This is a genomic window from Variovorax sp. E3, assembly GCF_016082275.1.
GTDB lineage: Bacteria > Pseudomonadota > Gammaproteobacteria > Burkholderiales > Burkholderiaceae_C > Variovorax.
On sequence record NZ_MOWM01000002.1, the window covers coordinates 72,431 to 95,490 of the forward strand.

Annotated in this window: 20 protein-coding genes and 1 pseudogene; 11 read left to right on the forward strand and 10 right to left on the reverse strand. The window is 68.4% G+C overall.

Features of this window, described 5'->3' with window-relative positions:
* Nucleotides 1-57: 57 nt before the first annotated feature.
* The 3 genes from BMG07_RS01080 to BMG07_RS01090 are packed head-to-tail and all read left to right on the forward strand — an operon-like array spanning nt 58 to nt 3,636.
* Nucleotides 58-1,326, forward strand: coding sequence for an OPT/YSL family transporter (locus BMG07_RS01080; RefSeq protein WP_269758512.1), 1,269 nt, complete (start codon nt 58-60; stop codon nt 1,324-1,326).
* The gene (locus BMG07_RS01085; protein ID WP_307866821.1) at nt 1,311-2,819 is read left to right on the forward strand and encodes a DUF917 family protein; all 1,509 of its coding nucleotides are present in this window, start codon (nt 1,311-1,313) and stop codon (nt 2,817-2,819) included. The genes BMG07_RS01080 and BMG07_RS01085 overlap by 16 nt, the downstream gene beginning before the upstream one ends.
* 25 nt (nt 2,820-2,844) lie before the next feature.
* On the forward strand, nt 2,845-3,636 hold the full coding sequence (locus tag BMG07_RS01090) for an aspartate/glutamate racemase family protein (protein WP_198082796.1): 792 nt from the start codon (nt 2,845-2,847) through the stop codon (nt 3,634-3,636).
* Nucleotides 3,637-3,652: 16 nt separating this feature from the next.
* On the opposite strand, the gene BMG07_RS01095 is transcribed toward BMG07_RS01090, so the two are convergent.
* Complete coding sequence (locus BMG07_RS01095; RefSeq protein ID WP_198082797.1) at nt 3,653-5,953, reverse strand: NADP-dependent malic enzyme; 2,301 nt, start codon at nt 5,951-5,953, stop codon at nt 3,653-3,655.
* A 216-nt stretch (nt 5,954-6,169) separates the two neighbouring features.
* Between BMG07_RS01095 and BMG07_RS01100 the strand changes: the two genes are divergently transcribed.
* Entirely contained in the window at nt 6,170-7,507 is a 1,338-nt protein-coding gene (locus BMG07_RS01100) for an NAD(P)/FAD-dependent oxidoreductase (protein WP_198082798.1), read from the forward strand.
* Nucleotides 7,508-7,545: 38 nt separating this feature from the next.
* Here the strand turns inward: BMG07_RS01100 and BMG07_RS01105 are convergent, their stop codons facing one another.
* The 3 genes from BMG07_RS01105 to gcl are packed head-to-tail and all read right to left on the reverse strand — an operon-like array spanning nt 7,546 to nt 11,072.
* Nucleotides 7,546-8,577, reverse strand: coding sequence for a 2-hydroxy-3-oxopropionate reductase (locus BMG07_RS01105; protein ID WP_374221217.1), 1,032 nt, complete (start codon nt 8,575-8,577; stop codon nt 7,546-7,548).
* A complete protein-coding gene (gene hyi, locus BMG07_RS01110; RefSeq protein ID WP_198082800.1) occupies nt 8,477-9,262 on the reverse strand; it encodes a hydroxypyruvate isomerase in 786 nt (261 codons plus the stop codon). The genes BMG07_RS01105 and hyi overlap by 101 nt, the downstream gene beginning before the upstream one ends.
* A 16-nt stretch (nt 9,263-9,278) precedes the next feature.
* Nucleotides 9,279-11,072: a glyoxylate carboligase gene (gcl, locus tag BMG07_RS01115; RefSeq protein WP_198082801.1), complete on the reverse strand. Its 1,794-nt coding sequence runs from the start codon at nt 11,070-11,072 to the stop codon at nt 9,279-9,281.
* A 111-nt stretch (nt 11,073-11,183) separates the two neighbouring features.
* On the opposite strand from gcl, the gene BMG07_RS01120 reads away from it, so the two are divergent.
* A complete protein-coding gene (locus BMG07_RS01120; protein ID WP_198082802.1) occupies nt 11,184-12,086 on the forward strand; it encodes a LysR family transcriptional regulator in 903 nt (300 codons plus the stop codon).
* A gap of 21 nt (nt 12,087-12,107) precedes the next feature.
* On the opposite strand, the pseudogene BMG07_RS01125 reads toward BMG07_RS01120, so the two are convergent.
* The 5 genes and pseudogenes from BMG07_RS01125 to BMG07_RS01145 form a co-directional block, all read right to left on the reverse strand.
* Nucleotides 12,108-13,612 (reverse strand): annotated as a pseudogene (locus BMG07_RS01125) (carotenoid oxygenase family protein).
* A 10-nt stretch (nt 13,613-13,622) separates the two neighbouring features.
* Nucleotides 13,623-14,294, reverse strand: a complete 672-nt coding sequence (locus BMG07_RS01130; protein ID WP_307866823.1) for a DUF2141 domain-containing protein — start codon at nt 14,292-14,294, stop codon at nt 13,623-13,625.
* Nucleotides 14,195-15,310 carry an AI-2E family transporter gene (locus BMG07_RS01135; protein WP_198082803.1) on the reverse strand — a complete coding sequence of 372 codons (1,116 nt, stop codon included), beginning with the start codon at nt 15,308-15,310 and terminating at the stop codon, nt 14,195-14,197. The genes BMG07_RS01130 and BMG07_RS01135 overlap by 100 nt, the downstream gene beginning before the upstream one ends.
* Nucleotides 15,311-15,471: 161 nt before the next feature.
* On the reverse strand, nt 15,472-16,176 hold the full coding sequence (locus BMG07_RS01140; RefSeq protein WP_198082804.1) for a GntR family transcriptional regulator: 705 nt from the start codon (nt 16,174-16,176) through the stop codon (nt 15,472-15,474).
* Between the two features lie 5 nt (nt 16,177-16,181).
* Entirely contained in the window at nt 16,182-17,522 is a 1,341-nt protein-coding gene (locus BMG07_RS01145; protein WP_198082805.1) for a C4-dicarboxylate transporter DctA, read from the reverse strand.
* Nucleotides 17,523-17,830: 308 nt separating this feature from the next.
* On the opposite strand from BMG07_RS01145, the gene BMG07_RS01150 reads away from it, so the two are divergent.
* From BMG07_RS01150 to BMG07_RS01160, 3 genes are read left to right on the forward strand one after another with little or no spacing between them, the layout of a single operon-like run.
* On the forward strand, nt 17,831-18,757 hold the full coding sequence (locus BMG07_RS01150) for a patatin-like phospholipase family protein (RefSeq protein WP_198082806.1): 927 nt from the start codon (nt 17,831-17,833) through the stop codon (nt 18,755-18,757).
* Nucleotides 18,730-19,317: a patatin-like phospholipase family protein gene (locus BMG07_RS01155; protein WP_198082807.1), complete on the forward strand. Its 588-nt coding sequence runs from the start codon at nt 18,730-18,732 to the stop codon at nt 19,315-19,317. Before BMG07_RS01150 ends, BMG07_RS01155 begins: the two co-directional genes overlap by 28 nt.
* An 8-nt stretch (nt 19,318-19,325) precedes the next feature.
* Nucleotides 19,326-19,757, forward strand: a complete 432-nt coding sequence (locus BMG07_RS01160; protein WP_198082808.1) for a hypothetical protein — start codon at nt 19,326-19,328, stop codon at nt 19,755-19,757.
* Nucleotides 19,758-19,787: 30 nt separating this feature from the next.
* On the opposite strand, the gene BMG07_RS01165 is transcribed toward BMG07_RS01160, so the two are convergent.
* A complete protein-coding gene (locus BMG07_RS01165; protein ID WP_198082809.1) occupies nt 19,788-20,444 on the reverse strand; it encodes a GntR family transcriptional regulator in 657 nt (218 codons plus the stop codon).
* 163 nt (nt 20,445-20,607) lie between these two features.
* Between BMG07_RS01165 and BMG07_RS01170 the strand changes: the two genes are divergently transcribed.
* Genes BMG07_RS01170 through BMG07_RS43865 form a run of 3 tightly spaced genes read left to right on the forward strand, consistent with a single transcriptional unit; the run spans nt 20,608 to nt 23,042 of the window.
* The gene (locus BMG07_RS01170; RefSeq protein ID WP_269758514.1) at nt 20,608-21,432 is read left to right on the forward strand and encodes a S9 family peptidase; all 825 of its coding nucleotides are present in this window, start codon (nt 20,608-20,610) and stop codon (nt 21,430-21,432) included.
* Nucleotides 21,433-21,486: 54 nt separating this feature from the next.
* On the forward strand, nt 21,487-22,731 hold the full coding sequence (locus BMG07_RS01175; protein ID WP_307866824.1) for an ABC transporter substrate-binding protein: 1,245 nt from the start codon (nt 21,487-21,489) through the stop codon (nt 22,729-22,731).
* Nucleotides 22,728-23,042: a hypothetical protein gene (locus tag BMG07_RS43865; protein WP_307866825.1), complete on the forward strand. Its 315-nt coding sequence runs from the start codon at nt 22,728-22,730 to the stop codon at nt 23,040-23,042. Before BMG07_RS01175 ends, BMG07_RS43865 begins: the two co-directional genes overlap by 4 nt.
* Nucleotides 23,043-23,060 lie beyond the last annotated feature (18 nt).

Genomic DNA, 23,060 nt, shown 5'->3' on the forward strand with positions numbered 1-23,060 from the left:
CATTGAGTTCAATTTAATTGGATTGAGTTCCATAAAATGGAACTACAAGGATCGACCATGAACCACGAGGTGACGGCGGCCGCGCCGCTGCACGACGACCAGGACGGCAGGCGCGACGCGCATCCATCCCCGGAACTGCACCCCAAGGCGCTGGCGCCCGCCAACCTGATCCTCACGGTGGTGCTGAGCGTGTTCGGCGCCATCGTCGGCATCCAGATGCTCGCGAGCCTGGGCATCACGCCGAGCACTTCGCTCATCGGCGCGCTCGCGGCCATGACGCTGGCGCGCGTGCCGCTGGCCATGTTCCGGGGCTTTCGCTCGGTGCATGCGCAGAACCTTGCGCAGACCAGCATTTCGTCGGCCACCTTCGGCGCGGCCAACAGCCTGTTCCTGCCGATCGGCATTCCGTTCCTGTTCGGGCTGCCTGACATGGTGGTGCCGATGCTCGTCGGCGTGAGCCTGGCGATGCTGCTGGACGCGTGGCTGCTCTACCGCATGTTCGACACGCCCGCGTTCCCCGCGAAGAACCCGTGGCCGCTGGGCATTGCGGCGGCCGAGGCCATCAAGGCCGGCGACGGCGGCGGCAAGCAGGCGTGGCTGCTGCTGGGCGGGCTGGCCACGGGCGTGGCGGGCGCGGTGTTCAAGCTGCCGATGTCGGCTTTCGGCGTGGCGCTGATCGGCGGGCTCGGCGCGATGACGGCGTTCGGCATCGGGCTGCTGGTGCGGGGCTATTCGGCGCCGCTGTTCGGGCTGGACATCGGCGCGCGCTACGTGCCGCACGGCATGATGATCGGCGCGGGCATCGTGGCGCTGGTGCAGGTGGGGCGCGTGGTGCTGAAGAAGCGCGGCGCAATGCCCGGCGCCGCCGTGTCGCAAGAAGCACGCGGCGCCACCGTGCTGGGCCGCTCGCTGCGCCTGGGCAGTGTCGGCTACCTCGCAATCATGGTGCTGCTGGCGGTGGGCACGGGCGTCTACACAGGCATGTCGCCGGGCATGCTCGTGTGCTTCGTCGTCTACGGCACCTTCGCAGCCTTCGTGCACGAGCTCATCGTGGGCATCGCGGCCATGCACTCGGGCTGGTTTCCGGCTTTCGCGGTGGCGCTGATCTCGTTGCTGATCGGCATCCTCATCGGTTTTCCGCCCGAGGCGCTGGTGGTGCTGGCGGGCTTCTCGGCCGCCACCGGCCCGGCCTTCGCCGACATGGGCTACGACCTGAAGGCGGGCCATCTGCTGCGCGGCGAGGCATCGGGCACGCCCTTCGAGGCCGAAGGCCGGCGCGAACAGATGATCGCGGGCATGGTGGCTTCGCCGTGGCCATCGTGGTAGTGGCCTGCACCTACAGGATCTTCTTCGCGAACCACCAGACGGCGCCCATCAACGCGGCCTACGTGGCGGCCATCAAGGCCGGCATCTCGGGCGACACCGCGCGCAACCTTGCGCTGTGGGCCGTGCCCGGCGCGCTGCTGCAGATCGTGGGCGGCGCGCGCCAGCAACTGGGCGTGCTGTTTGCCACGGGGCTGCTCATCGCGAGCCCGATGGCGGGGTGGATGGTCGCGGCCGGCATCGCGTGCCGGCTGGTCGCGCATCGCGTGCTGGGCGCCACCGCGCGCGAAAAGCTGGAGGTGTTCGCGGGTGGCGTGATCGCGGGCGACGCGCTCTACAGCTTCTTCTCCGGCGTTGTGAAGAGCTTCGCAAGTAGCCGCTTTCTTCCTTTCCTTTTTTCTTCTTCATCACACAGGAACGACGAATCCATGAAACGCAATCTGACAAGCGACGACGTTCGCGCGGCCATCTGGGGCGGCGCCATCCTCGGCGGCGGGGGCGGCGGACTGATCGAGTCGGGCGAGCGCGCCGCCAGGCTCGCGCTGCAGGTCGGCGCGCCGCAGCTATGGAGCGTCGACGAGTTCGACCCGTCGGCGCTCACCGCCACCATGGCGTTGGTCGGCGCCCCGGCCGCGCCCGACCCGCACGTGCAACCCGCGCACCTGCTGCGCACGCTGGAGTTGCTGCGCCGCGAACTGCCGGCGGGGCAGAAGCTGGTCGGCCTGCATGCCAACGAGAACGGCGCCGAGACCACGGTCAACGGCTGGTTCCACGCCGCCATGAGCGGCCTTCCGGTCATCGACCTGGCCTGCAACGGCCGCGCGCATCCGTCGAGCGTCATGGGCGCGCTGGGCCTGCACACCGAGCCCGACTATCTCTCGGTGCAGGCCTATGCGGGCGGCGAGCCGGGCCGCTATGTCGAAGGCGTGGTGTCGGGCCGACTGGAGCAGACATCGGCCGTGGTGCGTCGTGCGTCGGTCGAAGCAGGCGGACTCGTGGCCGTGGCGCGCAACCCGGTGAACGTGGGCTATGCGCGCCAGCACGGCGCGCCGGGCGCCATCAGCCACGCCATCGCGCTGGGGCAGACGTACCTCGACGGCGGTGTCGATGCGGTTGCCCGTTCGCTCGAAGGCCGCATCGTGGCCGAGGGCGAGGTGCGCACCTACCGCTGCGAACAGCAGGAGGGGCTGGACGTGGGCATCGTCGAGCTCGACGACACGGCGCGCACGGTGCTGCGCTTCATCAACGAGTACATGCTGCTGGAGCAGGGCGGCCAGCGCATCGCGCGCTTCCCCGATCTGGTGATGACGTTTGCCGAAGACGGCAAACCCGTGGTGTCGGCCCATGTGCGGCAGGGCGTGAAGCTGCGCGTGCTGGTGGCACCGCGCGCGCGGCTGCTGTTGTCGCGCACGATGTTCATGCCTGAGCTGTACCGGCCGCTGGAGAAGTCGCTGGGCGAAGCCTTCGCGCCGGCCGAAGAAGAAGTGCCGGCCTGAGCCTTTCAACACAGAAGTACACACCATGACGCTGCGCGTGCGATGGATCCGGACGGTCGGCAACGACACCTACAACGAGCGCTTCGCCCGTGAATTCGCCGAGGTGAAGAACCCCGGCACCGAGGTCGAGGTGGTCTCGCTGCGCAATGCCTCGGTGCGCCACCATGTCGAGTACCAGTGTTACGAGGCGCTGCTGGGCGCCGACATCGTGCGCGTGGTGCGCGATGCGGCCGTGAAGCGTTTCGACGCGGTGGTGCTCGGCTGCTTCTACGACCCGGTGCTTGTCGAGGCGCGCGAGATTTCGGGCGAGACGGTGGTGGTCGCGCCCTGTCAGGCCTCGTTCGAGGCGGCGGCCAACCTGGCGCAGAAGGTGTCGGTCATCGTCGGGCGCCGCAAGTGGGTGCCGCGCATCGAGTCGCGGGTGCGCGAGTACGGGCACGGCCACTTGCTGGCCTCGTGCCGCGCGTTGCAGCTGGGGGTGGAAGACTTCCAGCGCGACCGCGAGGAAACCGTGCGCCGCATGATCGAGCAGGGCCGCCGCGCCATCGACGAAGACGGCGCCGAGGCGCTGATCCTGGGCTGCACGCTGGAGTTCGGCTTCTACCGCCAACTGCAGGACGTGCTGGGCGTGCCCGTCATCGACTCGGCGCTGGCCGCCTTCAAGCGCGCCGAGGCGCTGGCCGACACGAAGCAGCGCTTCGGCTGGAAGCCCAGCCGGGTCGGCGGCTGCGAGCCGCCGCCGGAAGAAGAGGAACTGCTGGCGTGGAACGTGTTCGATGCGGCCGATGTGCCGGCCGCGTCACCGTTCCACGCCTGAGCAAGCCGCCGCCGGCTTACTTGTCGACCGTGACCTTGGCCACCGCCAGCGCCGTCATGTTGATGATGCGGCGCACCGTCGACGACGGCGTGAGCACGTGTGCCGAGCTCGCGGCGCCCAGCAGCACCGGGCCCACCGTGATGCCGTTGGCGCCGGTCATCTTCAGCACGTTGTAGAGAATGTGCGCCGAGTCGAGGTTCGGACACACCAGCAGGTTGGCTTCGCCGCTCAGCGTGGTCTCGGGCAGGGCGGTGCGGCGCACGTCTTCGGACAGGGCCGCGTCGCCGTGCATTTCGCCGTCGCATTCGATGTCGGGCGCCATCTGCGCGAACAGGTCGCGCGCCAGGCGCATCTTGCGCGCCGAGGCGCGGCTCGACGTGCCGTAGTTCGAGTGCGACAGGAAGGCCACCTTCGGCGGCAGGCCGAAGCGGCGCACTTCCTCGGCGGCCATCACCGCGATGCTGGCCAGCAGCTCGGCGCTCGGGTCTTCGTTCACGTTGGTGTCGGTGATGAAGACGGTGCGCTTGTCCAGCGTGAGCGCGTTCAGGGTGGCGAAGCCTGGCGCGCCGCGCTTCAGGCCGATCAGGTTGCGGATGTGCTCCAGGTGTACGTCGAAGCGGCCGACCAGGCCGCAGATCATGGCGTCGGCATCGCCCAGGTGCATCATCAGCGCGGCGATGGTGGTGTTCGAGCGGCGCACCATGGTCTTGGCGGCCTCGGGCGTGACGCCGCGGCGGCCCATGATCTTGTGGAAGCTCTCCCAGTAGGTGCGAAAGCGCGGATCGTCCTCGGGGTTGACGATCTCGAAGTCGACGCCCGCGCGAATGTGCAGGCCGGCCTTCTGGATGCGCGCCTCGATCACGGCGGGGCGGCCCACCAGGATGGGCTTGGCCAGGCCTTCGTCGACGGCCCACTGGGCGGCGCGCAGCACGCGCTCGTCCTCGCCTTCGGCATAGGCCACGCGCTTGGCGGTGGCGATCTTGGCGGCGCTGAACACCGGGCGCATGAACATGCCGGTCTGGTAGACGAAGCGCGTCAGGTGCTGGCGGTAGGCCTCCATGTCCTCGATCGGGCGCGAGGCCACGCCCGAAGCGGCGGCGGCCTTGGCCACGGCCGGGGCAATGCGCAGGATCAGGCGCGAGTCGAAGGGCTTGGGAATGATGTAGTCGGGGCCGAAGGCCAGCTCTTGCCCGGCGTAGGCGGTGGCCACTTCTTCGCTGATGTCGGCCTTGGTCAGCTCGGCGATCTCGCGCACGCAGGCCAGCTTCATTTCTTCCGTGATCTTGCTGGCGCCGCAATCGAGCGCGCCGCGGAAGATGTACGGGAAGCACAGCACGTTGTTGACCTGGTTCGGGTAGTCCGAGCGGCCCGTGGCAATGATGCAGTCGGGGCGCACGGCCTTGGCCAGCTCGGGGCGGATTTCAGGCTCGGGGTTGGCCAGCGCCAGGATGATGGGCTGCGTGCCCATGGTCTTGACCATCTCGGCCGACATCACGCCGGGGGCCGAGCAGCCCAGGAACACATCGGCGTCCTTGACCACGTCGGCCAGGGTGCGGGCGCCGGTGTCTTTCTGGGCGTAGCGCGCCTTGGATTCGTCGAAGCCGCCCGCGCGGCCCATGTAGATCAGGCCCTTGGAGTCGCAGGCGTAGATGTTGGCGGGCTTGGCGCCCAGGCCGACCATCACGTCCAGGCAGGCGATGGCGGCGGCGCCGGCGCCCGACACGGCGATCTTCACGTCCTCGATCTTCTTGCCGACCAGTTCCAGGCCGTTGATGAGCGCGGCGGCCGAGATGATGGCCGTGCCGTGCTGGTCGTCGTGGAACACCGGGATGTTCATGCGCTCGCGCAGCTTCTTCTCGATGTAGAAGCACTCGGGCGCCTTGATGTCCTCCAGGTTGATGCCGCCCAGCGTGGGCTCCAGCGCCGCGATGATCTCGACCAGCTTGTCGGGGTCGTTCTCGGCCAGCTCGATGTCGAACACGTCGATGCCGGCGAATTTCTTGAACAGGCAGCCCTTGCCTTCCATCACCGGCTTGGAGGCCAGCGGGCCGATGTTGCCCAGGCCCAGCACGGCCGTGCCGTTGGTGATGACGCCCACCAGGTTGCCGCGGGCCGTGTATTCGGCCGCCAGCGACGGGTCGGCCGCGATGTCGAGACAGGGATAGGCCACGCCCGGCGAATACGCCAGCGACAGGTCGCGCTGGTTCAGCAGGGGCTTGGTCGGGGTGATCGAAATCTTGCCCTTGACGGGCGAGCGGTGGTATTCGCGCGCTGCCTCGCGAAGTGCTTCTTCTGCGGGGGAAAGGGGTGCAGCCATGAAAGTCTCCTTGTTTCTGACGGGCAATGAGGCTACCGCAAAAGCGCGGCTTGTTCTTACAGGGGGAATGCCGAAAACGCCTGGATCCATATCTTCCGGCGGATAAGCCGGCGGGGCGCTTCGCTAAACTGTGAAACTGTTAACTAGGGTTAACCGGCGGTTGGACCGTCCGGTCGGCGTCTCCAGAGACAAAAACAGAACGAGGGGCAAGAGCGAATGACACCCGGACCTTTCACGAGCACCGACCCCGACGTGGTGGTCATCGGCGGCGGCCCTTCGGGCTCGACCGTGGCGGCGCTGCTGGCGGACCAGGGCCATGACGTGGTGCTGATCGAAAAGGCGCAGCATCCGCGCTTTCACATCGGCGAGTCGCTGCTGCCGATGAACATGCCGCTGTTCGACCGCCTGGGCGTGCGCACCGAGGTCGAGGCCATCGGCATCCGCAAGCACGGCGCCGAGTTCGTCTCGCCGTGGCACGACCACAGCAGCCATTTCGACTTCGGCCAGGCCATGGACAAGAGCTTTCCGTACGCGGTGCACGTGCGCCGCTCGGAGTTCGACGAGCTGCTGTTCCGCCATGCCGGCAAGCGCGGCGCGCGCACCTTCGAGGGTCAGCGCGTCACGGGCGTGGACATGGACGCCGGCAAGGGCACGCCCGACAACCGCCCGCAGGTGAAGGTCAAGGCTGACGACGGCACCGAGACCGCCTGGCGCCCGCGCTTCGTGATCGACGCCAGCGGGCGCGACACGCTGCTGTCGAACCAGCTGGACGCCAAGCGCCGCAACCGCAAGCACGCCAGCGCGGCGCTGTTCGGTCATTTCGAGAACGCCGAAAGGCGGCCGGGCCGCTTCGAGGGCAACATTTCGCTGTTCTGGTTCGATCACGGCTGGTTCTGGTACATCCCGCTGAAAGACGGCACGGTGAGTGTCGGCGCGGTGGCTTCGCCGGCCTACTTCAAGAACCGCAAGGGCACGCTCGAAGAGTTCCTGATGGAAACCATTGCGCTGACCCCCAAGCTGGCCGCGCGCCTGAAGAACGCCACGCTGATGGGCGGCGCCACCTCCACCGGCAACTACGCCTACGACTCCAAATTCTGCCGCGGCGACCGCTTCATGATGGTCGGCGACGCCTACGCTTTCGTCGACCCGATGTTCTCGTCGGGCGTGTACCTGGCGATGAACAGCGCCTTCGAGGGCGCCGCCGCGGCCGACCTGTGGCTCAAGGGCGAGGCGAAGGAGGCCGAGAAGGCTTTCCGCCACTACGAGAAGGTCATGAAGCACGGGCCGAAGATGTTCTCGTGGTTCATCTACCGCATCACCTCGCCGGCCATCCGCCGGCTGTTCATGCACCCGCGCAACATCTGGCGCATGCAGGAGGCGCTGCTGTCGATCCTGGCCGGCGACCTGTTCCGCAACACGCCGATCGGGCCGCGCTTCTGGGGCTTCAAGGTGACGTACTACGCATCGTGCGTCGGCATCCTGCCGCAGGCCGTGAAGACCTGGGCATGGCGCCGGCGCAACCTGAAGGAATCGCTGGAGGCGGCGAAGAGCTGATCTCTTCGCCCCCCGAAAACACACGGCCGTAAAAAGGCTCAGTCCGGCGTCACCGTGTGCTGGGCCAGCGCTTCGAGCGCGCGCACCAGCGCCGAGTGGTCGAGCTGGCCGTAGCCCAGCGCGGCACAGGCGTTCATCAGCTGCGCCGCGCCGGCCGTCTGCGGCAGCGCCACGCCCAGCGTGCGCGCGCTCTGCATCGCCAGGTTCAGGTCCTTCTGGTGCAGCGAGATGCGAAAGCCCGGCGCGAAGGTGCGCTTGATCATGCGTTCGCCGTGCACTTCGAGAATGCGCGAACTCGCGAAGCCGCCCATCAGCGCCTGCCGCACCCGCGCCGGATCGGCGCCGGCCTTCGACGCGAACACCAGCGCCTCGCTCACCGCCGCGATGTTCAGCGCCACGATGATCTGGTTGGCCACCTTGCACACCTGGCCGTCGCCCACGCCGCCCACCAGCGTCACGTTCTTGCCCATCTTGTCGAGCAGCGGCTTCACGCGCTCGAAGGTGCCTTCGTCGCCGCCGCACATGATCGTGAGGCTCGCGGCCTTGGCGCCCACCTCGCCGCCGGAGACCGGCGCGTCGACATAGCCGGCACCGGCCGCCGCGATGCGGCGCGCGAATTCCTTGGTCGCGATCGGGTCGATCGAGCTGCAGTCGACCACGATCTTGTTGCGCGAGTCTTTCAGGCCCGCGGCCACGCCTTCCTTGCCGGGCTCGCCGAACAGCACCTTCTCCACGTCGGGCGTGTCGGGCACCATGATGAAGATGATGTCGGCCTGGCGCGCCACCTCGGCCGCCGAGGCGCAGATGGTGGCCTTCGAAACGAAGGGCTCGGGCGTGTTGCCGTGCGTGTTCACGAACAGCTGGTGGCCCGCGTCGAGCAGGTGGCCCGCCATGGGCGCGCCCATGATGCCGAGGCCGATGAATCCGATTTTTTGTTGGGTCGTCATGTGCTTGTTTCCTTGAGTCCTGTCATTGCTTGCGCGTGAGCGCCTCGCGCCAGCCGAGGCCGTCGACGGTGTCGCTGCGGGGCTTGTATTCGCAGCCGATCCAGCCGTCGTAGCCGAGCGAATCGATGTGCTTGAACAGCCACGGGTAGTTGATTTCGCCGGTGCCCGGCTCGCCGCGTCCGGGGTTGTCGGCCAGCTGGATGTGGCCGATCTGCGCCAGGTGCTTGGAGAGCGTGTTGCCCAGCTCGCCTTCCATGCGCTGCGCGTGGTAGATGTCGTACTGCACGCGCAGGTTCGGCGAGCCCACCGCCTCGATCAGCGCCAGCGCCTTGTCGGTGCGGCTCAGGAAGAAGCCCGGAATGTCGAAGGTGTTGATCGGCTCGATCAGCAGGCGCAGGCCCGCCGCTTCCAGCTCGCGCGCGGCCAGGCGCAGGTTGTCGATGACCGTGCGGTTGACGACGTTGACGTCGGCCCCCGCCGGCACCTTGCCGATGAGGCAGTTCACCTGCGAGCAGCCCAGCGCGGTGGCGTAGTCGATGGCCATGGCAATGCCTTCGGCGAACTCGCCCGTGCGGTCCGGGTGGCAGGCGATGCCGCGCTCGCCCTTGTCCCAGTCGCCGGCCGGCAGGTTGTGCAGCACCTGCTGCAGGCCGTTGGCGCGCAGGGCGGCGGCCAGCTCCTTCTTGTCGAAGGGATAGGGGAACAGGTACTCCACGCCCTTGAAGCCCGCCTTGGCGGCGGCTTCGAAGCGTTGCATGAAGGGCAGCTCGGTGAAGAGCATCGTGAGGTTGGCTGCGAACTTGGGCATGTCTCTTCTTTCTTTCTCAGTCCAGCATCGCCGCGGCCAGGGCCGTGGGTGCGTCGGCCGTGCTCTCGGCCAGCGGTTCGAATTCGTTGATGGCGTCGATCTCGGTGCCCATCGCGATGTTGGTCACGCGCTCCAGCATCACCTCGATGACCACGGGCACCTGGAACTCGGCCATGAGCGCCTCGGCGCGTTCGATGGCGGGCGCCATCTCTTCCTGCTTGCGCACGCGGATCGCCTTGCAGCCCAGGCCCTCGACCACCTTCATGTGGTCCACGCCGTAGCTGCTCTCGATGCCCGCGTCGGGCGCCGCGTTGATGTTGTCGAACGCCAGCTGCACGCAGTAGTCCATCTCGAAGCCGCGCTGCGCCTGGCGGATCAGCCCGAGGTAGGAGTTGTTGACCACGATGTGCAGGTACGGCAGCTTGAACTGCGCGCCCACGGCCAGCTCTTCGATCATGAACTGGAAGTCGTAGTCGCCCGAGAGCGCCACCACCTTGCGCGTCGGGTCGGCCGCGCGCACGCCCAGCGCGGCGGGAATGGTCCAGCCCAGCGGGCCGGCCTGGCCGCAGTTGATCCAGTGGCGCGGGTTGTACACGTGCAGGAACTGCGCCGCCGCGATCTGCGACAGGCCGATGGTGCTCACGTAGCAGGTGTCGCGGTCCAGGTGGTTGTTCATGCACTGGTACACGCGCTGCGGCTTCATCGGCACGTCGGCGAAGTTGGTCTTGCGCAGCATCGTCTTCTTGCGGTCGCGGCATTCGCCGGCCCACTGCGCGCGGCTGGGCAGCTTGCCCGCGGCCTTCATTTCCTCGGCCACTTCGACGAACAGTTCGAGCGCGGCCTTGGCATCGGACACGATGCCGAAGTCGGGCGTGAACACGCGGCCGATCTGCGTGGGCTCGATGTCCACGTGCACGAAAGTGCGGCCCTTGGTGTAGACCTCGACCGAGCCGGTGTGGCGGTTGGCCCAGCGGTTGCCGATGCCAAGCACGAAGTCGCTGGCCAGCATGGTCGCGTTGCCGTAGCGGTGGCTGGTCTGCAGGCCGCACATGCCGGCCATCAGCGGGTGGTCGTCGGGAATCGCGCCCCAGGCCATCAGCGTGGGAATCACCGGCACGCCGGTGGCTTCGGCAAAGCGCACCAGCAGGTCGGCCGCGTCCGCGTTGATGACGCCGCCGCCGGCCACGATCAGCGGGCGCTCGGCCGCGTTCAGCATGGCAATGGCCTTCTCGGCCTGGGCGCGCGTGGCGGCCGGCTTGTAGGGCTTGAGCGGCTCGTAGCTGTCGATGTCGAACTCGATCTGCGCCATCTGCACGTCGAAGGGCAGGTCGATCAGCACCGGGCCCGGGCGGCCCGAACGCATCAGGTGAAAGGCCTGCTGGAACACCTGCGGCACCTGGCCCGGCTCGCGCACCGTGACCGACCACTTGGTGACGGGCTTGGAGATCGACTCGATGTCCACCGCCTGGAAGTCTTCCTTGTAGAGCCGGGCGCGCGGCGCCTGGCCCGTGATGCAGAGGATCGGAATGGAGTCGGCCCAGGCCGAGTACAGGCCCGTGATCATGTCGGTGCCCGCCGGGCCCGAGGTGCCGATGCACACGCCGATGTTGCCGGCGATGGCACGCGTGTAGCCCTCGGCCATGTGCGAGGCGCCCTCGACGTGGCGCGCGAGGATGTGCGCGATGCTGCCGCGCTGGCGCAGCGCCGAATACAGCGGGTTGATTGCCGCGCCCGGCACGCCGAAGGCCTGCGTCACGCCTTCTTTTTCCATCACCAGAACCGCGGCCTGGACCGCTGTCATCTTTGCCATGAAGTGTCTCCTTGAGGTGGTCCCACTGTAGGAAGCGGTGCGCATTCGAAGAAGACGGCTGCGGACCATAAAACCTATTCCACGGCGGAATAAGTGACTACCATGCAGCCCATGGATCGCTTACTCGCCATGGAAATGTTCGTGCGTGTCGTGGAGACCGGCAGCTTCTCCAAAGCCGCGCGCGAGTTCAACACCACCCAGCCCACCGTGACAAAGCAGGTCGCGGCCACCGAGGCGCGGCTGAAGGTGCGGCTGCTCAACCGCAACACGCGCGGCGTGAGCCTCACCGAGCCCGGCGCGCTGTACTACGAGAAGTGCAAGACCATCGTGCGCGAGGCCGAGGAGGCCGAGAGCATCGTGCAGCTGCGGCAGAACCAGGCGCAGGGGCTGCTGCGCGTGGGCACCTCGGTGGCGTTCGGGCGGCGCGTGGTGGTGCCGCTGGCGCTGGAGTACATGCGCCGGCACCCGCAGGTGCAGCTCGACCTGAGCTTCGAGGACCGCTATGTCGACCTGATCGCGCAGGGCGTGGACGTGGCCATCCGCATGGGCAAGCTGGCCGACTCGTCGCTGGGCGCGCGCTACCTGGGCGTCAATCCGTGGGCCATGGTGGCCTCGCCGGCCTACCTGAAGAAGCACGGCACGCCCAGGCGCGCGCAAGACCTGAGCGCGCATGTGGCGCTGATCTACAGCAGCGTGGTGGGCGACGAGTTCTGGCGCATGCACACGCCCAAGGGCGATGCGGTCACGGTGCCGGTGTCGGGGCGCTTTCGCTCGAACAACCTGTCGGCGGTGCTGGCCGCCGCGCGCGACGGGCTGGGCATTGCGCTGATGCCGCGCTACGTGGCCAGCGACTCATTGGCCGGGGGCAAGCTGCGCGAAGTGCTGGCCGACCACGCGCTGCCCGAGCAGGAGATCCACGCCGTGTTCCCGTCGCCCAAGCTGGTGCCGGGCAAGGTGTCGGGCTTCGTGGCCTTCCTGCAGGGGCGCTTCGACGAGGGCTGGTGGGCGCGCTGAGCGCACCCACGGGTTCTCCCCTCAGGCGGCGACGAAGGCGCCGTGCAGGCCCAGCGGCAGCGCGTACGGCAGCGTGGCCTGCGCCACCGGGCCCGACGCCAGATGATCGGCCGCGAAGCACGACAGCACGGTCTTGCGCCGCCCCAGGTCCAGCGTGGTGCCCAGCACCCAGCCCGGCCCCGCGCCGTCGGGCACGAAGACGTGCTCTTCCACGATGGCCTGCGCGCCGTGGCTGAACTGCTGGCTGCGGCCGGTCTCGACGTCGGTGCGCGCCACCGCGCCGAAGCCGGGCAACTCGCGCCGGGTCTGCGTGGCGTGGATCACGTGGCGGTGGCGCAGGCCGACGCGCCGCGGGTCGATGCGCGGAAACTCGGCCTCCGGCGCCAGCGCCTCCTGCGTGGCCCGGCCCGTGCCCAGGTCCAGCGTGGCGACGGTCAGGCGCGGGTCGTTGCCCTTCACGCGGCGCCCGCGCATCACCTCGCGGTTGGTCGTGAACACCGCGTCGGCGTTGTCCGAGCGCACGTAGTCGATGTGGATCCGCGCGCGCGCGGCGTGTCTTCTTCCCAGGCATTGCCGACATGGAACAGGAAGCCCGCCGGCAGCGTCAGCAGCTGGCGCTGCTCCCAGTTCTGCTTGTCGACGACCAGCGCGCGCATGCCGAGTTCGGGCCGCCACACGTGCGCGTCGAGAAAGCTCGCGCCGGCCTGCTTGCGCTTGCTGTCGAAGACCAGCGGCGGCATCAGGAACACGAGGTGCCGCTCGGTCACGGCGAAGTCGTGGACCATCGGCATGTCGGCCACCGGCACCACCGCCGCGCGGCGCAGCGCGCCGTCGGCACCGATCTCGTACAGCGCCAGCAGGCCCTGGCTGGCGCTGACGCCGAAGTTCCAGATCGTGCCGTCCGGGTCCACCTTGGGGTGGGCCGAGAACGGCATGCCCGCGAGGTCGGCGCGCCAGGTCTTCAGGCCCAGCGTGTCCAGCGTGCGCGCGTCGATGCGCGTGGCCGAGCCGCCTTCCCACAGCGCCAGCACCTCGCCCTGCAACGGCAGCACGCTGGTGTTGGCGACGTTGATGCTGTCGGCCGACGTCGGCGGCTCGGCCCCCGGCGGCACCGTGCCGAAGGCCTCGTAGAGCCGGCGGCCGGCGCGCGTTTCCGCCACGCGCTTGGGCGTGGCGACGTAGCGGCCCTGGTGGCGCACGTCGGTGCCGTCGATGGCCAGGCTGTGCACCATGCCGTCGCCGTCGAACCAGTGGTGATAGCGCTCGCCGCCCAGGTCGTGGCCGGCCGGGCCGATGCGAAACAGCGTGCCGCTCACGGCATCGGGAAAGCGCCCGCGCACGGTGGCGCGGGTGAGCGGCAAGTCGCCCGGCGGCGTGGCGAAGCCGATCTTCCAGGGCGCGCGGGCGGCCTCGAACTGGGCTTGCCAGTCTTCCGTGCCGGCGGCGCTTGCCAAGGGGGCGAACCGCGACAGCAGCGGCAGGGCGCCGGCGCAGGCCAGCAGGCGCAGGAGTTCACGTCGTTCCATCGCGGGCTCCTCAGTGCAGGTGGATGACGGTCTGCGTGTCGGCGTCGACACGGAATGCCGCGGCCTCGAAGTCGGGCGCGGCGAGGTTGCCCTTGGCGTCGTTGGAGAAGCCGTAGCGCTCGATCGGCATGCCCACCAGGTTGGTGTCGAGCTTGCCGTTGCCGTTCTCGTCGGCGAACGCCCGCAGCGCATAGCGCCCCGGCGGCAGGCCCAGGAACACGAACCGTGCCTTGCCGGCCTGCATCGGCGCGGTCTGCGAAGCCACGGCCTTGCTGGCGGCATAGCCGGCGGCGCTGTCGTAGAGCGCGACATAGAGCGTGGCTTCGGCGGCGGGGCCGTCGGCGACGCTCAGGCTCAGGTCGGCGGCAAGGGCGCACGCGGGCGCAAGGATCGCGGCGGCGCACAGCGCGCGCGAACGGACGCAGCAAGAGGGCAGGGAGTTGCATGGGGGCCTCGTCGGATGTAGGGGGCCCGACGATCTCGCAGACCCCGCGCGGCGGCCAGTGCCATGCGACGGAATGCCGGATTGCGCGCGCGAAATGCACGCGGCGGGGGCGGAGCGGGCCGGCGCCCGCCCGTGCCTCAGGCCTTCTTCTTGTCTTCGGCGCGCGGCGCCGGCGCGTCTTCGGCCGGCAGGTCGTGGCCGTTGCCCACGTGGCCCGAGTCCACGAACAGGCTCCACGCGGCCATGAACAGCGCCGCGATCACCGGGCCGATCACGAAGCCGTTGATGCCGAAGATCGCCATGCCGCCGATGGTCGACATCAGCACGATGTAGTCGGGCATCTGCGTGTCCTTGCCCACCAGCAGCGGGCGCAGGATGTTGTCGACCAGGCCGATCACGAAGACGCCCACGAAGATCAGCACGCCGCCCTGCCAGAAGTGCCCCGTGGCCAGGAAGTAGATGGCCACCGGCCCCCAGATCAGCGCCGCGCCCACGGCCGGCAGCAGCGACAGAAAGGCCATGAGCACCGCCCACAGCAGCGCACCCTGCACGCCCAGGAACCAGAAGGCCAGCCCGCCCAGCGTGCCCTGCGCAATGGCCACGGCCACGTTGCCCTTGACCGTTGCGCGGATCACGGTGGTGAACTTGTTCAGCAGGTAGTGCGTGTGCGGCTTGGCCAGCGGCACGGCGTCGCGCATGCGCTTGGACAGCGCCGCGCCGTCGCGCAGCAGGAAGTACAGCAGGTACAGCATCACGAAGAAGCTGACGATGAAGTCGAAGGTGTTCTGGCCGATGGCCAGCGCCTGGCTCGCGATGATCTGGCTGGCCTGCCCGGCCGCCGCCGAGATGCGCGCCTGCCAGGCCGCCATGTCGCCGAGGTTGAAGCGCTCGACCAGGTTCAGCAGCCACTGCGGCGCGGCGTCGAGGATCTGCTGGAAGTAGGCCGCGAAGTTGATCTGCCCCGAGCGGATGTTCTGCGTGACCAGCGCCACCTCCTGCACCAGCGACACGCCGACCATGGCCAGCGGAAGGATCACGATGAACAGGCAGATGGTCAGCGTCAGCAGCGCGGCGGCATTGAGCTTGCCGGGCATTTTCCTGAGCAGCCAGCGGAACAGCGGCGTGAACAGGATCGCCAGCGCCACGCCCCAGAGCACCGCGCCGAAGAACGGCATCAGCACCCAGATGAAGGCGGCGGTCACAGCGGCGAGAAGGGCGAGGAACACGCCGCGCTGGAGTTGGGGTGAATTCATAGGTGTCTCGGACTGTAGCCGAGCCGCAAGCCGCGTCCATGTCAGCGGGCGCGCCCTTGTGCGGCGCGGCGCGGTTCGCCGCCGGATCAGCCGGGAGCCTCAGTCCGGCGGGAGATGCCTGCTATCGAAGAGATAGCGCCCGCCGGAACTAATGCACAGCTTCAGCGCTTGGCGCGCGGCAGGGCCACCGGGGCCAGCGTGGCGCGCAGGCGGCTCGGCGCGTCGGGCTCGGCGGTGGCGTCGACCTCGAGCGCGCGCTCGACGTTGCCGATGTGGTCGAGCATCAGGCGGCGCGCCTTGTCGGTGTCGCCGGCCTCCAGCGCGGCCACGATGGCGCCGTGCTCCGCGCACGACTGCCCGGCCTCATGCTTGGACTGGTAGAGCGTGGCCGCCAGCGTGGTGCGCGCCGTGAGGTCGCGCAGCACGTCGACCAGCAGCTGGTGGCCCATCTGCTCGGCCAGGCACACATGGAAGTCGGCCAGCAGGAACGCGCGCGTGGCGGCGTCGGCGCCTTCGATGGCGCGCTGCTCGTCGGCGATGTGGTCGCGCAGCTTGCGGATCACCTTGCCCAGCGGGCGGCCTTCGCTCGCGGCCAGGATGCCGGCCTCGACGATGCGGCGGGCCGAGAAGGCGTCGCGCGCCTCTTCGGCCGACGGCTCCACCACGTACCAGCCGCGGCGCGACTGCACCTCGACGAAGCCGCGCGCCTGCAGTTGCATCAGCGCCTCGCGCACCATGGTGCGGCTCACCGAGAAATTCTCGGCCAGCGCCTGCTCGCCCAGCCGCTCGCCCGGCGCGAGCTTCTGCGCGAGGATGGCCTCGACGACGCGCTCGGCGATGGCGGTGGGACTGACTTCGGTGGGCATGGGTCTCAATGTGCGGCGGTGGTGGCGGTGCCTGTGTTTACCACGGGCGCGGCGCCGGTTTCGGCCAGCGGCTCGTCGTCGGGGGCGTAGGTGCCGTCGAGCACCGCATGCGCGCGCTCGCGGTCGATGTCGCCTTCCCACGCCGCGATGGCCACCGTGGCCACGCAGTTGCCGATCAGGTTGCCCAGCGCGCGGGCGATGCCCATGAACCAGTCGACCGACAGCACCAGCACCAGGCCGATGGCGGGAATCGCCGGAATCGCGTGCAGCGTGGCGGCCAGCACCACGATGGCCGAGCCCGGCACGCCGTGCGCGCCCTTCGACGTGACCAGCGCAATGGCCAGGATGGTCAGCAGGTCGGCCATCGAGATCGGCGTGTTGGTGGCCTGCGCGATGAACACCGCGGCCAGCGTGATGTAGATCGAGAACGCGTCCAGGTTGAACGAATAGCCCGTGGGAATCACCAGGCCCACCGTCGAGTCGCGGATGCCCATGCGGCGCAGCTTGGCCATGACCTGCGGCAGCACGCTGTCGGACGAGGTGGTGGCGAACACGATGGTGAGTTCTTCACGCAGGTAGCGCAGCAGCTTGACCAGGCTGAAGCCCGACATGCGCATCACCAGCCCGAGCACCACGAACACGAAGATCAGCACCGCGCCGTAGAACAGCGCAACCAGCATGCCCAGCTGCTTGAGCGAGCCGATGCCGTACTGCCCCACGGTGAACGCAATGGCGCCCAGCACGCCCAGCGGCGCCAGCTTGATGATGATCCCCATGATCTTGAACAGCACCAGCGAGAGTGCGTCCACCACCACGGCCACCGGCTTGCCCCTCTCGCCCAGCAGCGAGAGCGCGCAGCCGAACAGCACCGCGAACAGCAGCACCTGCAGCACGTCGCCGGTGGCGAAGGCGTTGACCACCGTGGTGGGAATCAGCTTCATCAAGAACTCGACCGTGCCGCCGCTCGTGAGCTTGTCGGCGTTCGAGGCGTAGGCGCTCATGGCGGCCGGGTCGAGCTTGGCGGGGTCGACGTTCATGCCCGCGCCGGGCTGGAACACGAAGGCCAGCACCAGGCCCATCGCCAGCGCGATGGTGGTCAGCACTTCGAAGTAGATGAGCGACTTCACGCCCACCCGGCCCACGCGCTTCAAGTCTCCCGCGCCGGCGATGCCATGCACCACCACGCAGAACACCAGCACCGGGATGATCATCTTGATCAGCTTGATGAACCCGTCACCGAGCGGCTTGAGCTTGACGGCGTACTCGGGCGCAAAGAGCCCCGCGAGCACGCCGAGCACCAGCGCGATGACCACCTGACCGAAAAGCGATTTCGCAAAGCGAGGCATGGAGTCTCCTGTCTGTCTTGTCGAGGTTTTGCATGCAAGCAATGTCTTGTCTTGCATACAAGAAATGTAGGCAAGAAGACTTCGGGGAGGTCAGAGGGTTATCCCGGGCTGGTGCGCCAGCAGCGTCCGGCCCTTTTCCATGGCTTCTGCAGGCGCCACTTTCGCGCGACCGACGGCGAGGGCGTCCTTCGCAGGCGCTCCAGCAGCCGCGCGATGCGATCCGGCCGTCAATCCCCTTTTCAGGGATTGCCATCGGCGCGGCAACGCCCCACCATCCGCCACGCCCGCAGCACCGAAGGAGCCTCCCCATGAGCGATTCCCCCGATACGGTCGAGCCTCCCGTCGATCGCTTCTGCGACCTCGTGATGAAGGGCGGCATCACCAGTGGTGTCGTCTACCCCAAGGCAATCTCCCGCCTGGCCCGGGAGTACCGCTTCAGAAGCATCGGCGGCACGTCCGCGGGGGCCATCGCCGCCGCCGTGACCGCCGCCGCGGAATATCGCCGGCGCAACACCGGCAACCGCGACGGCTTCGACATCCTCTCGGGCCTGCCCGCCCAGCTGCAGGCCGACGTGCCCGGCACCGGCGGCACCAAGCTGCTGAGCCTGTTCCAGCCGCAGCCCGGCACGCGGCGCCTTTTCTCGGTGCTGGTCACGGCGCTCAACCGCGGGGGCACGTGGCACCGGATCTTCGCGATCGTGTGGGGGCTGATGAAAGCCTATTGGATGGCGACCCTCGCAAGCCTTGCCATCGCGGTGCTCGCGCGCTGGCTGGGGCTGGACGGGGTCGGCGTCGTGCTGCTCCTGCTGGTGGCGCTCGTCGGCGGCGTGGGCCTCCTGCTGTACCGCGACGTCACCGGGCGCGTCGTCGCCAACGGGTACGGGCTGTGCACCGGGCTGACCGCCGATCCGGAGCACCCCGCGCTCACGCCGTGGCTGCATGAGTTGATCCAGCGCACGGCGGGCATCGAGACAGGGGAGCCGCTGACCTTCGGGCAGTTGTGGCGCGCACCCGGCGCGCCGCAGGTGTGGTCGGAACTGCAGAACCGCAAGCCGCCCCGATCGATCGACCTGCAGATGTTCTCGACGAACCTCGGGCATGGCCGCCCGTACATCTTTCCGCTCGCGGAGGACAACGGCAATGCGACGCGGCGCTCTTTCCGAACCGCGAGCGGCTCTTCTTCAAGGCCGAGGAGCTGGGCCGCTACATGCCCGGGGATGTGCTGGACTGGATGAAGTGCAAGGGCAGGCGCTACGTCGCCAATCCCTTGCGGGGCGACCACGAGCCCTCGACGGAAGAGGCCACCCGGCTGGGCTTGATCGAGGTGCCCGAGCCCGCGGACTTTCCGGTGATCCTGGCCGCGCGCATGAGCCTGAGCTTTCCGTTTCTGTTCGCGGCCGTGCCGCTCTGGTCGATCGACTACAGCCCGCCGCCCGGCGAACGGCACTTTCGCAAGTGCTGGTTTTCCGACGGCGGCATCAGCTCCAATTTTCCGATGCACCTGTTCGACGGGCTGGTGCCGCGCTGGCCCACCTTCGGCATCAACCTCGAGCCGGTCATCAAGGAGCGCGACAAGCCGGAGGACGAGGTCTACCTGCCCTCCAACTACCGCGAGGGCTATGGCGAGCGCTGGGACCATTTCGACGACGGTGACGACGGCGCGAAGAGGCTCGGCGGCTTCATCTCGGCCATCCTCGGCACCATGCAGAACTGGAACGACAACAGCCTGGCCCGCATGCCGGGCGTGCGCGATCGCATCGCGCGCGTTCGTCTCAAGAAATCCGAGGCGGACTGAACCTGAACATGGAGGCCGGCGACATCCGAAATATCGTCCAGCGCGGCGAAGTGGCGGCGCAAAAGCTGATCGCGCGCTTCTCGACGCACACGCCACCGGCGCAGGCCGAAGGCTGGGACGAGCAGCGCTTCGTTCGCCTGGGTGTGCTGCTGACGATGCTGGCCGGGCGCGCGCCGTCCGTGGCCATTGCGCTCGATGCCAACTGCCCGCACGCCACCAGCTATGCGAACCTGATTGCCAAGTGGACGGCCGGCGCCGCAACGCCTGCCGCTACAGCGCCGCCCGGCTATGCGCAGCCGCTCAGCCAGCAGGAAGCTGGCGCCTTGCTATCGCTTGTGAAAGAGCTGGAGCGGCTGTCGCTCGCGATGGACGCGCCCACCGCGCAGACCGCGTTCCACACGATCCCGATGGCCGAACTGCGCGTGCGTCCGCCGCTCTGAGCGGCGCGTTGCTCGCGGCGCCCGCGCGCCTCAAACGCGCTGCTGGTCCGGCTGCAGGATATGCAGCTCGATCAACCGCGCCAGCGCCGCCTCGTCCCGGGCCTCCAGCGCGTCGATCATCTGGAAGTGCTCGCGCGCCGACTGTTCGATGCGCGCCTGCGTCCACCATTGAACGACCGGCGTCGACGGGATGTTGCCGCGCACCTCCAGCGCCAGCCGCGCCAGCTCCTGGTTCGGGCACAGCTGCGTGAGGCGCACGTGGAAGTCGCGGTTGGCGGTGAACTTCTGCGCCGCATCGCCGTGCTGGGTGAAGCCCTCGAAGCGCGTGGCCAGCGCGCGCAGGTCGGCGATGTCCGCCGGCGTGGCCGTCGCCACGATGCCTGGCACCGTCGCCTTCTCGAGCACCACGCGCACCGCCATCAGCTCGCGGTGGCGCTTTTCATCGACCACCGCCACATAAAAGCCACGGTCGGGAATGCGCTGCAAGATGCCTTTGAGCGCCAGCCGCTCGAGCGCGCGGCGCGCGGCGGCGCGGGTGCAGCCGTAGCGCGCTTCCAGGTCGATGAGCTTCAGCCAGGTGCCGTTCATCAGCCGCCCGGCCGCGATGTCGGCGCTGATTTCTTCCGCGACCGCGTCGACGCCCTTGGCGGCGGTTTTCTCGATGTTGACCTCGGCGTGTGCACTCATGGCCGCGATTTTGCCCTGCATCGGCAGCGCCAAAAGCCAAGCCACAGGCGGGCGCAGGGCGGTGTGGTTGCGCTCTTGCACGCCGGCTTTGAACTCTCTAGAATTATTTGATCTATTTTTGGATCACATTTTGGATCATCCAATTCCACCCCTCGGACAGCCCGTGCCGGGCCGCTACGACACGGGTGCCACCACCGTCTACGCGTCCCGCAACGACCCGCGTTTCAGCTACTGCCTGTACGTGCCCAGCGCGCTGGGGCGGGGCGATGCGCCGCGCGAAATCGTCGTTGCCGTGCACGGCAGCCCGCGTACTTTCATGGATTTCCGAGACCGCTTCGGCGACTTCGCCGAGGCGCATGACCTGATCGTGGTGAGCCCGCTGTTCCCCGTGGGCCTGGACGGCGACGCCAAGGGCGACGACTACAAATACCTGTCGAAGGGCGGCATCCGCTACGACCACGTGCTGCTCGACATCGTCGACGAGGTGCGCGCGCGCTTCGCCATTGCCGCACCCAAGTTCGGCCTGTTCGGCTTCTCGGGCGGCGCGCAGTTCGTCAACCGCTTCCTGTTGCTGCAGCCGGGCGCGCTGTGGGCCGCGTCGCTGGGCGCACCGGGCTCCGTCACCGTGATCGACGACACGCGCGACTGGTGGGTGGGCACCCGCGACATCGAGGCCTGCTTCGGCGCGCCGCTGGACCGCGAGGCGCTGCGCCGCGTGCCGGTGCAACTGCTGGTGGGCTCCGACGACGTGGAGACCGACGAGATCACGCACCGCGAAGGCGGCCGCTTCTGGATGGCGGGCGCCAATTCGGCCGGCAGGTCGCGCCCCGAACGGCTCGAGACGCTGCGCCAATCGCTCGCGCTCGAGGGCATCGTGGTCTCTCACGAGGTCATGCCCGGCGCCGGCCACGACGCCGCGCCGGCCATTGAATACGCCAAGCCTTTCCTTGCGGCGCAGCTGCGGAAGCTGCGCCAGTCGCAGGCCTAGCGCCCACTGCATCCCGGCCTTTCCCTTGTTCTTTCCCCGCCCTCCGAATCCAAGATGAAACACCTCCCTGGCGCGACACTGCTCGCGGTTCTGCTCTCCGGCGCAACGGCAACCGTGGCCACGGCCGCCACGCGCATCGTGGTCGCGCTGCCCGCCGACATCCGCAGCAGCTCGCCGGGCGTGAACCGCGACGACAACACCGACAGCGTCATGCTGAACGTGGTCGAGGGCCTGGTCGGGTACGGGGAGGGCGGCGACGTGAAGCCGCTGCTCGCGAAGTCGGTCGAGACCTCGGCGGACGGCCTGACCTACACCTTCAGGCTGCGCAGCGACGTGCGCTTCCACAATGGCGACAAGCTCAGTGCGGCCGACGTGCTCTGGAGCTGGAACCGCTACATGGACCCGAAGACCGAGTGGCGCTGCCTCGCGGAATTCGACGGCCGCAACGACCTCAAGGTGCTGAAGGTGGAGACGCCCGACCCGCTCACCTTCGTGATGCGCATCAACCGCCGCAGCGCGCTGTTCCTCGACACGCTGGCACGCACCGACTGCGGCATGACCGCGATTCTCAGCAAGGCCTCCGTCAAGCCCGACGGCACCTGGGACCGCCCGATCGGCACGGGCCCCTTCGAGTTCAGCGACTGGAAGCGTGGGCGCGGCCTCACGCTGTCGCGCTTTGCCGGCTACAAGTCGCCCGAGGGCGCGAAGGCCGACGGCTATGTCGGCCTGAAGGCGCCGAACGTCGACGTGGTGCAGCTGCAGGTCATTCCCGACCCGGCCACGGTCAAGCTCGGCATGGCCTCGAAGTCGGTCGACATTGCACAGTTGCTGTCGTCCGACGTGGTGGAAGTGAAGAACGACCCGAGCCTCGTCACCACCTCGGAGTCCGATTCGTCGAAGCACGCGCTGCTGTTCCAGACCAAGGACCCGTTGATGGCCGACGTGAAGTTCCGCCGTGCCGTGGCCGCCGCGCTCGACTACAGGCAACTGGTCGACGTGGCCAGCGACGGCCTCTCCAAGCCCAACAACTCGGCCGTGTTCGAGCGCTCGGTCTACAGCGACGCGGTGCAGCGCAAGGGCTTCAAGACCGACCTGAACCAGGCCAAGGCGCTGCTCAAAGAAAGCAGCTACCGCGGCCAGACCGTCAAGCTCATCGCCAACAAGCGCTCGCCGATGCCGAGCTTCCAGGTCGCGCTGGTCACGCAGGCGATGCTGCAGGCCATCGGCATCAAGGTCGAGATCGAGGTGCTCGAGTGGGCCACGCAGCTCGACCGCTACACGCGGGCAACTACCAGATGATGTCGTTCTCGTACTCGGCGCGCATCGACCCCGCGCTCAGCTACGAGCAGTTCACCGGCGACAAGGCCAAGCAGCCGCGCAAGGTGTGGGACAACCCCGAGGCCATCGCGCTGATCGAAAACGCCCGCACGGTGAGCGACAAGGCCGAGCGGCAAAAGAGCTTCGACCGCCTGCACGACATGGCGCTGGCCGACGTGCCGCTCATCAACCTCTACAACGGCCTCACGGTGTGGAGCCGCGGCAAGCGCGTGGCGGGCTTCAGCCCGTGGGAAGGCAAGCTGCGCCTGTGGACCGCGCGCGTCGGCGCCTGAGCTGGCCGAACACGCCCC